At 60.1% G+C, this 14,248-nt stretch carries 15 protein-coding genes; 12 read left to right on the forward strand and 3 right to left on the reverse strand.

What is annotated here, in order from left to right; translation table 11 throughout:
- Positions 1–43 precede the first annotated feature (43 nt).
- On the forward strand, positions 44–535 hold the full coding sequence (locus FHT75_RS15300; protein ID WP_063473411.1) for a hypothetical protein: 492 nt from the start codon (positions 44–46) through the stop codon (positions 533–535).
- Positions 536–644: 109 nt separating this feature from the next.
- On the opposite strand, the gene FHT75_RS15305 is transcribed toward FHT75_RS15300, so the two are convergent.
- The 3 genes from FHT75_RS15305 to FHT75_RS15315 form a co-directional block, all read right to left on the reverse strand.
- Positions 645–1,103, reverse strand: a complete 459-nt coding sequence (locus tag FHT75_RS15305; protein ID WP_063473412.1) for a pseudoazurin — start codon at positions 1,101–1,103, stop codon at positions 645–647.
- A gap of 158 nt (positions 1,104–1,261) precedes the next feature.
- The gene (locus FHT75_RS15310; RefSeq protein WP_028757959.1) at positions 1,262–3,187 is read right to left on the reverse strand and encodes a PAS domain S-box protein; all 1,926 of its coding nucleotides are present in this window, start codon (positions 3,185–3,187) and stop codon (positions 1,262–1,264) included.
- Between the two features lie 27 nt (positions 3,188–3,214).
- Complete coding sequence (locus FHT75_RS15315; RefSeq protein ID WP_183844866.1) at positions 3,215–3,946, reverse strand: Crp/Fnr family transcriptional regulator; 732 nt, start codon at positions 3,944–3,946, stop codon at positions 3,215–3,217.
- 228 nt (positions 3,947–4,174) lie between these two features.
- Here FHT75_RS15315 and ccoN point away from each other — a divergent pair, with 228 nt between their 5' ends.
- From ccoN to ccmI, 11 genes are all read left to right on the forward strand, one after another.
- Positions 4,175–5,797, forward strand: coding sequence for a cytochrome-c oxidase, cbb3-type subunit I (gene ccoN, locus FHT75_RS15320; protein WP_097544496.1), 1,623 nt, complete (start codon positions 4,175–4,177; stop codon positions 5,795–5,797).
- An 8-nt stretch (positions 5,798–5,805) separates the two neighbouring features.
- Positions 5,806–6,540, forward strand: coding sequence for a cytochrome-c oxidase, cbb3-type subunit II (gene ccoO / locus FHT75_RS15325; protein WP_097631138.1), 735 nt, complete (start codon positions 5,806–5,808; stop codon positions 6,538–6,540).
- 8 nt (positions 6,541–6,548) lie between these two features.
- Positions 6,549–6,701, forward strand: coding sequence for a CcoQ/FixQ family Cbb3-type cytochrome c oxidase assembly chaperone (locus FHT75_RS15330; RefSeq protein WP_017969139.1), 153 nt, complete (start codon positions 6,549–6,551; stop codon positions 6,699–6,701).
- Position 6,702: 1 nt separating this feature from the next.
- The gene (gene ccoP, locus FHT75_RS15335; protein ID WP_028757955.1) at positions 6,703–7,566 is read left to right on the forward strand and encodes a cytochrome-c oxidase, cbb3-type subunit III; all 864 of its coding nucleotides are present in this window, start codon (positions 6,703–6,705) and stop codon (positions 7,564–7,566) included.
- An 11-nt stretch (positions 7,567–7,577) separates the two neighbouring features.
- Positions 7,578–7,763, forward strand: coding sequence for a hypothetical protein (locus tag FHT75_RS15340; RefSeq protein ID WP_028757954.1), 186 nt, complete (start codon positions 7,578–7,580; stop codon positions 7,761–7,763).
- A 174-nt stretch (positions 7,764–7,937) separates the two neighbouring features.
- Entirely contained in the window at positions 7,938–9,506 is a 1,569-nt protein-coding gene (gene ccoG / locus FHT75_RS15345) for a cytochrome c oxidase accessory protein CcoG (RefSeq protein WP_183844865.1), read from the forward strand.
- Positions 9,503–9,988 carry a FixH family protein gene (locus FHT75_RS15350; RefSeq protein ID WP_183844864.1) on the forward strand — a complete coding sequence of 162 codons (486 nt, stop codon included), beginning with the start codon at positions 9,503–9,505 and terminating at the stop codon, positions 9,986–9,988. Before ccoG ends, FHT75_RS15350 begins: the two co-directional genes overlap by 4 nt.
- Positions 9,985–12,267: a cation-translocating P-type ATPase gene (locus FHT75_RS15355; protein WP_183844863.1), complete on the forward strand. Its 2,283-nt coding sequence runs from the start codon at positions 9,985–9,987 to the stop codon at positions 12,265–12,267. The genes FHT75_RS15350 and FHT75_RS15355 overlap by 4 nt, the downstream gene beginning before the upstream one ends.
- Positions 12,264–12,422 (forward strand): cbb3-type cytochrome oxidase assembly protein CcoS, encoded by a 159-nt coding sequence (gene ccoS, locus FHT75_RS15360; protein ID WP_028757950.1) that lies wholly within the window; start codon positions 12,264–12,266, stop codon positions 12,420–12,422. Before FHT75_RS15355 ends, ccoS begins: the two co-directional genes overlap by 4 nt.
- Before the next feature lie 33 nt (positions 12,423–12,455).
- The gene (locus tag FHT75_RS15365; protein ID WP_047617299.1) at positions 12,456–13,127 is read left to right on the forward strand and encodes a Crp/Fnr family transcriptional regulator; all 672 of its coding nucleotides are present in this window, start codon (positions 12,456–12,458) and stop codon (positions 13,125–13,127) included.
- Positions 13,128–13,228: 101 nt separating this feature from the next.
- On the forward strand, positions 13,229–14,248 hold a 1,020-nt coding region (gene ccmI, locus FHT75_RS15370), incomplete at its 3' end, for a c-type cytochrome biogenesis protein CcmI (RefSeq protein WP_183844862.1).

Raw genomic sequence — 14,248 nt, forward strand, 5'->3', positions numbered from 1 at the left:
GCGCTGCCATGGCCCGCCAGCTTGTTGCTGCAGAGGTAATAGGATGAAGAACCCAATCCCGGACAGTTTCGGAGAACTCGAGAGCTGCTATGAGCAGCTTATGTCGTGGTGCGACGTGCTGCAGGCAATTGCCGACTTTCTGCCTTGCCATATCGATGAAGGCCTCTGCCGCCGTCTTTCACGCGGTCTGATCCCGCTATTGCTGACGACTCACCAGCTCGAAGAGCACTTGGTCTCGTCTGCGCTCGGACTGATCATGGAGGTCGAGGAGCTGTCCGATGCGAGGGAACACCGGCAAGCCGGTCGCCTATTCGATCATGATGCGGCTCAACACCTCGTCTTCACGCTGGAAACCCTGAGCGAGGGGCGCTGCCGGCTCTCCTGGGAAGCCGTAGGATATCAGCTGCGTTCGTTCTGCTGTTCGATGCGCCGGCATATCAAGTCGGAGCGGGAGATCATCAGGTTGCTTCAACGGGCAATGAAGGACGAACCGCCGTCGCGTCCCGATGCAGCTGCGCAAACGGAGGCGGCCTGAGCAATGCGACACGGCCGCGAGCTGCCGTGCCGATAATCGCGAAGCAGCACGCGCTGAACGCGACGGTGCGGGACGGCGCGCAAGCGTGCCGTCCGCACCTGTCGGTCAATCACTGGGTGATCTGAGCCGGGGTGATCTGCGCGAGGTCGGCATCCAGCCTCTTGCGCGCCATGTTCGGCACCTTGGCGATCTTGATCGCGTCAAGGTTGGCCGGGTTGTCGCCGACCTGGATCAATGCAACCATGCCCATGCCCACATGCGGCGTGCACTTCAGGACATATGCGCCCGGAATATCGAACTTCGCCTGATACTGCTCGCTCGGCCTGGATTTGAACTCGGGAACGCCATCGGGAATGAGACCCTTGAACGTCTCGACGTTGTGGCTCTTGTCCGTGGGAATGAACGTGACAGTATCGCCCGGAGCGATCTTCAGGAAGCCGGGCTCAAACACCATCGCGCCGTCCGCGCCCTTGTTCAGCATCTGAACCTGGTGGTCAGCAGCCATCAACGGTGCAGCCGAAGCGATCAAGGCTGCCGTTGCAGCGATCAGACCGAATTTCAAACGCATTTGCATATCTCCTGTTCTCCGAGTCCGGTTCGGCCTCGCGGACGTTTTTTAAGACATGCAGGACGCCGGTTCTTTGATGCGGGTCAAACGCGGGAGAAACCACACGCACCGCGCGGGCGAAGGCGCAAGAGCGGGTGAGCTTGCACCGCCGACAGATGTCACCTTGCGTCGAGAAGTTCGCGGATCCTCAACGCCAGCTCCTTGGCGGTATAGGGTTTGCGCAGCCACCGGGCGCCCGGAACCGTATCATTGCCCGCGAGACCCGGTTCGGAATATCCCGACGTGAAGAGCACGGCAATGTCCGGCCGTAAAATACGCACCTCTCTTGCGAGCTCGTCACCCGTCATCCCGCCCGGCATCACGATGTCGGTAAAAAGCAGCGCGACGTCAGTGTTTTCCTTGAGGAGATCGAGCGCGCGGTGACCGTTTTCGGCTTCGCGCACCGTATAGCCCATCGAGGCGAGCCTGGCGACGGCTACGCGGCGAACACGGGCGTCATCTTCGACGACGAGCACGACTTCGTCCCCTTGCGGCAGTTGGCTCTCACCCGCGCCATGGTCCGGTGCCGCCTCTTGAGGCTTCCCGCCATTGGTTGCGGGGAGATATATCCGGACTGTCGTGCCGCGCCCCACCTCACTGTAAATCTGCAGATGCCCACCCGATTGCTTGACGAAGCCGTAGACCATGCTCAGTCCGAGACCTGTGCCCGAGCCGACTTCCTTTGTCGTGAAAAATGGCTCAATCGCATGCTTCCTGACCTCCTCCGTCATGCCGGAACCGGTATCCGTCATCGTGACCAGCACGAAATTGCCGCTGCGTAGCTCCGGATACATTTTCGCATAGTCGGCATCGAGATAGACGCGCGAGATCGTCGTCGTCAGACTGCCGCCCCTGGGCATGGCGTCCCTTGCGTTCAAAGCGATGTTCAGAATGGCATTCTGGAGCTGCGAGCTGTCCACAAGGACGTTCAGGCCAGATCCATCGATGACGGTCGACAACCTGATATTTTCGCCGAGCGTTCGACGGAGCAGATCCGAGAAGCCGCTCACAACTTGACCAAGATCGGCGTGCTTCGGATTCAACGGCTGTCGGCGACCGAAAGCGAGCAGTTGAGCCGTGAGAACAGCTCCGTCCTCCGCCGCGGCCTGAGCCTCTCCCAGCATTTCACGAAGGTTGCCGGGCGGCAGTTTGTCCTCGATCATTTCGAGATTGCCGCTGATGACGGTGAGGAGGTTGTTGAAGTCGTGCGCGATGCCTCCGGTCAACTGCCCGACAGCTTCCATCTTCTGTGACTGGCGAAGATCTTCCTCGATTTTGTAACGGCTGGTGAGATCGCGGATAAAACCGGTGAATATCCGCTCTCCGTTTGCCGTCGCTTCGCCGACGTGGAGTTCCATCGGAAATTGCGAACCGTCGGCCCGCTGACCGGTGACGACACGGCCGTAGCCGATGATACGTTTCTCGCCCGTATCGATATAGTGGTCGATGTAGCCGTCGTGGGCATCGCGATAGGGGTTCGGCATCAGGTTGCTCACGTTGCGGCCGCAAATTTGATCGGAAGACATTCCAAACAGCTTCTCGGCAGCCTTGCTGAACGAAAGCACCATTCCCTTGTCATCGATCACCACCATGGCATCCGGCACGGTGTCCAGGATCGAGCTCAGATGCGCTTCGCGGGATTTGACTACCTCTTGCGCTCGCTTCAACGCGCTGACGTCGCTGTTTGTCTGGATGACGGCAAGATCGCCATCCGGCAAATTGACCAGCACGCAACGGGAGGCAACATGAATCTCGTGCCCGCTCTTGTGACGATGAATGATTTCACCCTGCCAGAAGCCGCGCGACTTCAGTTGGTTGCGGATGTTTTCCACCGGTTCGGGGAACTGCGTCGCCAGCAATTCGTGCACCTCCTCCCCGACCGCTTCCTCTCTTGCCCAGCCATACATGTTCTCGCAGCCAATGGACCAATGCGTGACAGTTCCCTCAAAACGATGGATCAGGATGTCGGCTCCGTCCAGCACGTGCACCATGGCATCCAGTTCCTGGGACGATACGGTTCGCGGTGATATGAGGCGGTGAGGCATGAACGTCGATCCTGCGGCTTCGTTACGTCAGTGCAAGCTGACCCTATGACAGGATTTCTCCGAAAAATCATCAGCGTCGCCGGACAACTGCTTAAGAAGGGCGCGATTGACGATTCGCAAGTCATGCCTGCCCTCTGGAACGACGACGTTTCGCGATGCAAGTTTGGTGAGGGTGCGAGACACGGTTTCAATGGTCAAACCGAGATGGTCTGCAATGTCCTGCCGGTTCATGGGGACGCGCAGCAGGCTCTGCCGCGCCTGGGGATTGCGGCGGGATACAAGCTTCGCGATGAAACTGCACAGGCGCTCTTCCGCATTCTTCTTCGAGAGCAGTACCATCTGTTCGTGTGCGGCAGCCGTCTCCTGGCAGAGCAGGGAAATGTATGCGGTGTGAAGGGCATCCGACCGGGCGACTTCGTCGTGGAAGCTTTTCCGGGATACGCGGCGAATCCGGCATTCGGTCACGGCTTCCGCGGTGAAGAGGAAATCGCGTTGCAGCGATGCACCGATCAGGTCGCCGGCGAAGCAAAACGCGGTTATCACACGGCGGCCCTCCCCGACGATGCGATAGAGACGAACAACCCCCTCCACGACCTGGAAGAGATGTTTCGCCTCGTCGCCCTCCCAGCAGATGGCTCTCCCGGCGGAAATGGACTCCATTGCGGAGGAGAGGAAGAGCGCGGACAAAGATCGACCGGCATAGATCGTTTCGTTCGTCATTTCGGCATGTTCGAACGCTTGGTTTTTCTGCATCAGCATCGTCGTGTCCCCCATTGTCAGGACATGTACTAGAACGCCCCTGCGTCACACCGGAATGAGCGGACGGTGCCAACGGGTGAAAGTTTGTAACAGTTTGTAACTGCGGCGGTCCGCGCCGGTCTTACTGTCCGCTCGTTGATGTAGATCAAGGAGTAATTCGCAGCTTCGTGACAGTCCTGCCGAGAAAGCCGGCCGCGACGCGGTCGTCTGTGCACTGGGGACGACATCATGAATTACACAACGGAAACGATGGTGATCACGGTCGCGGCGTTTCTAGCGTTGCTAGGAGCCGCATTCGCCCATGATCATCTCTTTGCGATCCATATGGGCATACTTTGCCTCTGCCTCGTCATCGGCGCTTTGCTGCTGGTCAGGAACGTTGACTTTTCACCGGCAGGCCAGCAACGCAAAGTCGACATATCCGGCTATTTCGACGAAGTGGTGCGTTATGGCTTGATCGCCACGGTGTTCTGGGGCGTGGTCGGCTTCCTGGTGGGCGTGATCGTCGCGCTGCAACTGGCCTTTCCCGACCTCAACATTGCGCCTTATCTCAATTTCGGAAGGCTGCGGCCGGTTCACACGTCGGCGGTTATCTTCGCCTTCGGTGGCAACGCCCTCATCATGACGTCGTTTTATGTCGTGCAGCGCACCTGCCGCGCACGTCTTTTCGGCGGGAACCTCGCCTGGTTCGTATTCTGGGGTTACCAGCTTTTTATCGTGATGGCTGCGACCGGATATGTCCTCGGAATCACCCAAGCCCGCGAATATGCCGAACCCGAATGGTACGTCGACCTCTGGCTGACCATCGTTTGGGTCGCCTATCTCGCCGTGTATCTTGGGACGATCCTCAAGCGCAAAGAGCCGCACATCTACGTGGCAAACTGGTTCTATCTCGGCTTCATCGTCACCATCGCGATGCTGCATGTGGTCAACAACCTGGCGGTTCCGGCGTCGTTTCTCGGCTCCAAAAGCTATTCCGCCTTCTCGGGCGTACAGGACGCGCTGACCCAATGGTGGTACGGCCACAACGCCGTCGGCTTCTTCCTCACCGCCGGCTTCCTGGGCATGATGTACTACTTCGTGCCGAAGCAGGCCAACCGACCCGTCTATTCATACCGGCTTTCGATCATCCACTTCTGGGCACTGATCTTCATGTACATCTGGGCCGGGCCCCATCATCTGCATTACACGGCACTGCCCGACTGGGCCCAGACACTCGGCATGGTTTTCTCGGTGATGCTCTGGATGCCCTCCTGGGGCGGCATGATCAACGGTCTCATGACCCTTTCGGGCGCCTGGGACAAAATCCGCACCGATCCGATCATTCGCATGATGATCGTCGCCATCGCCTTTTACGGGATGTCGACCTTCGAAGGTCCGATGATGTCGGTGAAGACAGTCAATTCGCTCAGCCATTATACAGAATGGACGATCGGTCATGTGCATTCCGGCGCGCTCGGCTGGGTGGGAATGATCACCTTCGGCGCGATCTATTATCTGACGCCGAAGCTATGGGGACGCGAGCGCCTCTACAGCCCGCGGATGGTCAACTGGCACTTCTGGCTCGCAACCCTCGGAATCGTCATCTACGCCGCCGTGCTTTGGGTTGCCGGCATCCAGCAGGGGCTGATGTGGCGCGAGTACAATTCCCAGGGCTTCCTCGTCTATTCCTTCGCGGAGACGGTCGCGGCCATGTTCCCCTACTACGTGCTGCGCGCGGTGGGCGGAACGCTTTACCTGGCGGGTGGTCTCGTCATGGCCTGGAACGTGTTCATGACGATCCGCGGCCGCGTGCGTGACGAAGCTGCGATCCCAACCACTTTCGTGCCCCAAGCACAGCCTGCCGAGTGAGGTGAGACATGGCATCGATACTTGATAAACATAAGATTCTCGAGAAGAACGCGACGCTTCTTCTCGTCGGCTCGCTGCTCGTCGTGAGCATCGGCGGCATCGTCGAAATCGCACCGCTGTTCTACCTGCAGAACACGATTGAAAAGGTGGAAGGCATGCGGCCGTATACGCCGCTCGAGCTGGCCGGACGAAACATCTACATCCGCGAAGGCTGCTACCTCTGCCACAGCCAGATGATCAGACCGTTCCGCGACGAGGTGGAACGCTACGGCCATTACTCGCTCGCGGCCGAGTCCATGTACGATCATCCTTTCCAATGGGGATCCAAACGAACCGGGCCGGATCTGGCCCGCGTCGGCGGACGCTATTCCAACGAATGGCATGTCCAGCATCTCGCCGATCCCCGGGCAGTGGTGCCGGAGTCGATCATGCCGAGTTACGCCTTCCTCAAAGAGCAACGGGTCACGGTCAAGGACGTGGGAATGGACCTGAAGGCCAACGAGGACGTGGGCGTACCTTATAACGACGACATGCTGGCGAATGCGGAAGCCGACATGAAGGCCCAAGCCGATCCGAACGCAGATACGACGGCCCTGCTTGCCCGCTATCCGAAGACGAAGACCGGCGATTTCGACGGCGATCCCGCTGCGCTGACCGAAATGGATGCCTTAGTGGCCTACCTGCAGATGCTCGGAACGTTGGTCGATTTCTCGACCTACGACGATGCGACCGGCTACCGGTGAGGTGATCCATGGAAACCTACACTGCAATGAGACACTTCGCCGACAGCTGGGGCCTTTTGGCAATGGCGGCATTCTTCGTCGGCGTGGTTGTGTTCACCCTTCGCCCAGGCAGCAAGCAGACGGCGAAAGAGGCCGCCGATATTCCCTTGAAGGATGATTGAGATGTCGGAAAAACATATCGATGAATTTAGCGGCGTCGAAACGACCGGACATGAATGGGACGGCATCCGCGAACTCAACAATCCGATGCCCCGCTGGTGGGTGTGGACCTTCTACGCCACCATTGTCTGGGCGTTGGGCTATGCGATCGCATATCCCGCGATCCCGATGATTACCGACGCTACGAAGGGCATGCTCGGTTTTTCCAGCCGCGCCGAACTGCAGCAGAACCTGGACCAGGCCAAGGCATCGCAAATGCAATTTCATGATCTGATCGCCGCCAAGACGGTACAGGAAATCGATTCCGATTCTGCCCTTCGCGAATTCGCAATCGCCGGCGGCGCGTCAGCATTCAAGGTGAATTGTGCGCCATGCCACGGCTCGGGAGCAAGCGGCGGTCCTGGATTTCCGAACCTCAACGACGACGATTGGCTGTGGGGCGGAGACCTGGATGCCATCCAGACGACGATCGCGCATGGGATTCGCTTCGACGGGGATACGGACACTCATGCTTCCGAGATGCCGCCCTTTGTCGATGTTCTGGATCCCATCCAGACAAGGCAGGTCGCGGCTTACGTCTGGGGGCTGACCAATACACCGTCGGACCCCGGTCTCGCAGAGGCGGGAAAACAGGTCTTCGTCGACAACTGTGCCGCATGTCACGGCGAGGATGCCAAAGGAAAAGCCGAAATGGGCGCGCCGGATCTCGCTGATGCGATCTGGCTGAAGGCCCGCGGCGAGGATGCGATCATCCGCCAGGTCGCTTCTCCCAAGCATGGCGTCATGCCCGCCTGGGCAGGGCGCCTCGGCGATACGACGGTCAAGGAACTGACGATCTTCGTGCATTCGCTTGGCGGCGGAACGTAAGGAGCAGAGCTATGGCGGCTCACGGCCACAATCCGATCCTCGATCTCTACGGCACGCCGCGCGCAGCGATACGATCACGTGTGTCGGCGCGCGCCAAGGCCCTGCCGCCACCGTCCGATCAGGATGATCCGGCAAAGATCGGCAGTTCGATCATCAGTTTGACCTGCCTCAAAGACCACGAGCAGACAAGCCGCTAGCTGCAGACTTGTCGAGGACGTCCCAGCGGTGTTCGTTCCCCGCGGTTCCTCCAGGCCACGCCCTCTCTCCAGGGCGTGGCCTTTTCCATTGGCGGGAAGACCTTCGTCTTGATCTGTATCAAGGAAAGGATGCGCGGCGGATGGGACAAGGTCGGGTGAAATCGGATAGGTCCCATGAACCTCTACACTGCACCAGATCCCGACAGCATCGAACGGCTCAGCGTCGAGCCGGTCAACGCCCGTCGCAATCGGCAGCCTCTCTATGCACCTCGGAAGAAGGTTTTTCCCAAGCGTGCAGAGGGGCGATTCCGTCGATTCAAATGGATCGTCATGCTGGTCACGCTCGGCATCTACTATCTCGCGCCATGGATTCGCTGGGATCGCGGTCCTTACGCGCCTGACCAGGCAATCCTCATCGACCTTTCCTCACGACGCTTCTTCTTTTTCTTCATCGAAATCTGGCCTCAGGAATTTTATTATGTGGCTGGTCTCCTCGTCATGGCGGGGTTCGGCCTGTTTCTCGTCACTTCCGCGGTCGGCCGCGCCTGGTGCGGCTACGCCTGTCCGCAGACCGTCTGGGTCGATCTCTTTCTCGTCGTCGAACGCGCGATCGAAGGCGATCGAAACGCGCGAATGAAGCTTGACGCCGCTCCCATGAGCTTTGCCAAGCTGAGGAAGCGTGTCGTCAAACATTCGATCTGGCTGCTGATCGGCGTCGCCACGGGCGGAGCGTGGATTTTTTATTTTGCCGACGCGCCGAGCCTGCTTGTTTCGCTATTCACTGGCCGCGCTCCAGCAGCCGCCTACGCCACGGTCGCCGTCCTTACTGCGACGACCTATGTGCTCGGCGGCCTCATGCGCGAGCAGGTTTGCACCTATATGTGCCCGTGGCCACGCATCCAGGGTGCGATGCTCGACGAGAATTCTCTCGTCGTCACCTATCATGACTGGCGGGGCGAGCAGCGGTCGCGTCACGCGAAAAAGGCGCAAGCCAAAGGCTTGCCGGTGGGCGATTGCGTCGATTGCAATGCCTGCGTGGCGGTGTGTCCGATGGGTATCGACATTCGCGACGGACAGCAGATGGAGTGCATCACATGCGCGCTCTGCATCGACGCCTGCGACGGTGTCATGGACAAGCTCGGAAAGCCTCGCGGCCTGATTGCCTATGCCACGCTGAGCGAATACGCGAGCAACATGTCACTGGCGACCGACGAAGGGCGAACGGCCGTCCAGCCGTCCAGGGTTCGAAACGAGGATGGAAGCTTCGTCCCGGCGATCCGGCACTTCAACTGGCGCATCGTCTTTCGTCCGAGAATCGTCTTTTACGCGGTCGCCTGGGCATCGGTCGGTGTGGCCATGCTCGTCCACCTCGCCTTTCGCGAGCGCCTTGAACTCAACGTCGTTCACGACCGAAACCCCCAATATGTTCTGGAAAGCGACGGCTCACTGCGGAATGGCTACACGCTTCGTATCCTGAACATGGTGCCGACGCCGCGGGATGTGAACATAGGCCTGGTCGGGCTGGAGGGGGCGACGATGCGCATTCCCGAATTCGGCAAGGAAGACGCTCGCCGCTTTACCGTCCATGCCGAACCGGACGCAGCCACGACGCTCAAGGTCTTCGTTACACGCAAGCCCACCGGAGCCGCGATCAATGAATTTCTGTTCGTAATCGAAGATACGGATCGCGCCGACCGGGCAACCTACCGCGCGGCGTTCAATGCACCGGGAGACACCAAATGAAGACCTCTGCCCAAGGTTTTACAGGCCTGCACATGCTGGTTGCGACCTCGACTTTCTTCGCTGTTGTGATCGCGGTGAATGTCACCATGGCCTTCTATGCTTCCTCCAGCTGGAGCGGTCTGGTCGTGGAAAATACCTATGTCGCCAGTCAGGAGTTCAACCGCAAAGCGGCGGCGATGAAGGCAATGGCCGCTTCCGGCGTCGCGGGCGATCTCTCCATAAGAGGGCATCAGATCCGCTACGACATTCACGACAAGAGCGGCGCGCCTGCGGCCGTCGACGACGTCGTGCTGAATTTCAAGCGACCCGTCGGAGATCACGAAGACTTCCATCTCACGCTCAGAAAAACAGCCGAGGGACGGTTCGAAGCAGATCACAACCTGGCCGAGGGTGACTGGATCGTCGAGGCCATCTCGCGAAACGACGGCTTGGTCGTCATGCATGAGGCCAAACGCATCGATACCACGGAGTTGGACCGATGACCTGCTGCACCATGGACGCGGAAAGCGTGCTTGCTCTCAGCACGACGTCATCCAGTGCCGAAGAGGTCCGCCTTGCCAGCCAGCCGCTCGGCGGCGGACTGCGCCAGTTGGACTTGAGCGTTCCCGACATTCACTGCGGTGGCTGCATTTCGACCATAGAAAGGGCGTTACTGACACTTCCTTTCGTCAAGACGGCGCGCGTCAATCTTACGGCTCGAAGGGTAACCTGCGTCTACCAGGAGGAGATGGAGACACATGCCGCCGATCCGTCCGAGATCCTCGCAGCGATCAACTCGGCCGGATATCGCGCGCATCTGTTTACCCCCTCGGCCGCCGAAAACGACAGAACCAGAAATCAGCTTCTCCTGGCGATCGGCGTTTCCGGCTTTGCGGCCGCCAACATCATGTTGCTCTCGGTATCGGTCTGGTCTGGCGCAGATGCCGCAACACGCGACATGTTTCATTGGATCTCGGCGATGATAGCAGCGCCCGCGCTGGTTTATGCCGGGCGTTTCTTCTTCAAATCGGCCTGGAATGCGCTCCGCCACGGGCGCACCAACATGGACGTTCCGATCTCTCTCGCCGTGACGCTCTCCTATGCCGTTTCACTGTGGGAGACCATCCATCACGGTGAACATGCATGGTTCGACGCGTCGGTTTCGCTGCTCTTCTTCCTGCTGATCGGCAGGACCCTCGATCATATCATGCGGGAAAAGGCTCGGGCGGCGATCAACGGACTTGCAAGGCTGGCGCCGCGCGGAGCCTTGCTGATCAATCCGGACGGGTCCCGACGTTACATTGCGGTAGAAGAGATCGCGGTGGGAGATGAAATCTCGATAGCGGCAGGCGAAAGGGTTCCCGTCGATGGCGTAGTCGTCAGCGGAGAAAGCGACGTGGATCTCTCCATCGTCACCGGCGAGAGCAGCCCCGTCGCCGTCGCCGGTAACAGCGAGGTGAGTTCGGGCGCGATGAACCTGACCGGCTCGCTCGTCCTGCGCGCGACGCGCATTGCCAAGAATTCGCTTCTTTCGGAGATCATCGGCCTGATGGAAGCCGCCGAGGGTGGAAGAGCTCGCTATCGCAGGATCGCCGATCGCGCTGCGGCGCTCTATTCGCCGGCCGTGCATCTGTTGGCGCTGGTCTCCTTTCTTGCCTGGGGCCTCCTCGGCGGAGACTGGAAACAGGCAATGCTGGTCGCGGTTGCGGTCCTGATCATTACCTGCCCATGCGCATTGGGCCTTGCCGTGCCCGTGGTCCAGGTCGTCGCCGCGGGGGAGCTTTTCCGCAAGGGCATCATGGTGAAGGACGGTTCGGCACTCGAAAGACTGGCCGAGACCGACACTGTGGCCTTTGACAAAACGGGCACCTTGACGATGGGCAGGCCGCGCCTTGTCGAGGTGGACGCCATGGAAGAGACCACAGCAATCGCCCGCCGATTGGCCGTGCATTCACGGCATCCTCTTTCTCAGGCTCTGGTGCGGGGCGCCGAAACCGCCCCCATGTCCTTCGACAGCGTCACGGAAATCCCCGGCGGGGGACTGGAAGCCAGGAAGGGCGCGGATGTCTATCGGCTGGGCAACACGGCGTTTGCCTGCGGAACAAGCTTCGTGCCCCGCACCGCCGATAGTCCGTTCTCGGAAGTGGTCTTGTCGCAGAACGGCGTCGATCTTGCCCGCTTCTTCTTCGATGACACGCTTCGCCCGGGCGCTCGCGAGGCCATCGGCCAGCTCGACGCAGCCGGCCTTGAAACGCTGATCGTGTCCGGCGACCGTCAGATCGTCGTCGACAATACGGCGCATGCTCTGGGCATCGGCAGGGCTTTGGGCTCTCTGACGCCGAAACGGAAGGTCGATGAATGCCAGAGGCTGAACGGCGAAGGGCGTCGCGTGCTCATGGTTGGCGACGGGATCAACGACGCTCCTGCCCTTGCTGCGGCCCATGTCTCGATGGCGCCGGCCACGGCCTCCGATATCGGCAGACAGGCCGCCGACCTCGTTTTCTTTAACGATCGCCTCGACGCTGTGCCGGAAGCGATCGCCGTTGCGCGAAGCTCCGCCAGCCTCATCCGGCAGAACTTCGCTCTCGCCATCGGTTACAACGTCCTGGCGGTGCCGATTGCCATCGCCGGATTGGCGACGCCGCTCATAGCGGCGGTGGCAATGTCGACATCTTCGATCATCGTCGTGATGAACGCACTGCGCCTCAACGCGTTCGGCAAGCGTCCGGCTATGCAGATTCGGGGGCGGGTCGGCCGGAGTGCGGAGGTCAAGGCCGCATGAACATGTTGATCTATCTCATACCCATCGCACTGCTGATGGGAGGAATGGGACTGCTGGCATTTCTTTGGTCGCTGAAGAGCGGCCAGTATGACGATCTTCAAGGGGCCGCCTGGCGAATTCTCGCCGAGGACGAAACCGATCGAAGAAAACCCTAACCGCAACCGGGTCCAAACACGAAAGGAAGATGGATGCTTGCGAAAAATTCAGTCCTTCTGCAGTCCGACCTGTTCGCTGGTTTGGATCCGGCGACCGTGGAGCAATTCACCGCAACGGCTGAGGTTCGCACCTTCGCTGCTGACGAGAAGATCATAAGCGAGGGCCAGCAGGCATCATTCGTCTACTGCGTCACGAACGGGTTTGTCCGACTTTCAAAATCGGAATCCGCCGGGCGCGAGGCTGATATCTGCGTGTGCGAGCCGGGCGACACGTTTGGCGAATATCTTCTCTCAGGCGGCGGCTCCTATGCCTATAGCGCGTGGTCGGCCGACGGGGCCGAGGTCGCGCTGTTCGAGCTTGCGGAGTTGCAGGCATTTGCTGACCAACATCCGGTCATTCACCGGAACGTCATGCGCATCATGGTCAGGCATCTGCTCGGCGCGATGGATTGTATTGCCGGTGACCGGCTGCTCACGGCGGCGCAACGTGTGGCAAACTACCTGATGAGCCGCTGCCCCGCCTCGGCGTCCACCTCGCGGGTCTCGTTCCGCCTCCCTTACCGGAAGAGAATCCTGGCCGGCAAATTGGGTCTGGCGCCGGAAGCCCTGTCGCGAGCGTTTGCGACGCTCGCGGCATCGGGCGTCGAAGTCAGAGGCAAGGTCGTCCTGGTCGATAGCGTCGACCTGCTTCGCGAAGCGTGCTGAACCCGAAAAATTGGGATGGAAGAGCTCGTCGTCGTTGACCGGAATCAATGTGCCGACCCCCGGCCTCGGTATGTTCAAGCGCAAAAGGGCGTCTGGACGTTATGGTTATTTGGATTGTTTTCGCGGTCATCACGACTGCCATCATCGCCTCTCTTCTTCATCCACTTGCGTCAGGCCGTGTCCGGTTCAACGATGGTGCGGCCGCAGCCGGCCGGGTCTATCGGGATCAACTTCTCGAACTCGACAGGGAATTGCTGGCGAACGAAATCGGCTGCAACGAGTATGAATACGCGCGGGCTGAAACAGCGCGGCGCCTTTTTAAGGCAAGCGAGCAGAAGCAAGAAGAATGCCGCAGGTTGCCGCATCCGCACAGGTGGCTGAGGTTGGCGATCGCCGCGTTTCTGCCTTTGGCGAGCATTGGCCTCTATGGTCTTGCGGGTTCGCCCGACATGCCGTCGCTGCCGTTGCAAGCGCGATTGGAGGATCCTGGCCAGGACATTGCAATACTGGTCGCGAGAACCGAGCGCCACCTCGCGAGCCAGCCGGATGATGGCCGCGGATGGGATGTGATCGCTCCAATCTACCTCAGGGCCGGCCGGATCGCCGACGCACGGTCGGCTTACCGCAATGCCCTGCGTCTGCTGGGCCCAGGCATTCATCGCCTGGGTGGCCTTGCCGAAGCCCTGATAGCCGAGGCGCAGGGTTCGGTGGACAAGGAGACGGTCGACGTCCTGCGACAGATCGTTCAGCTCGAACCTGAAAACCCGCGCGCCCTGTTCTACATCGCTCTCGGCATGGAGCAGGCGGGCCGTCCCGATGAGGCGCTGATGGCCTTTGCGGCACTTGCCAGGCTGTCGCCAGCGGACGCGCCGTGGCTGCCTCTCGTCAATCAGCACATCGCCGCCAATGGCGGAGTTCCGCTGATCGCCACCGGGACTGCGGATCGACGTCAGGCGATCGAAGCCATGGTGACGGGCCTGGACGCAAAGCTTTCCGAAAGCCCGGACGACTTGAATGGCTGGCTCAGGCTCGTCCGCTCTTACGCCGTATTGAACGATAGGGATCGTGCTGCCGGCGCGCTGAAGCGCGGGCTTGCGGCCTTTCCGCCGGCCGGCGAGCAG

It is taken from the genome of Rhizobium sp. BK112, from assembly GCF_014193215.1.
Taxonomy (GTDB): Bacteria; Pseudomonadota; Alphaproteobacteria; order Rhizobiales; family Rhizobiaceae; genus Rhizobium; species Rhizobium anhuiense.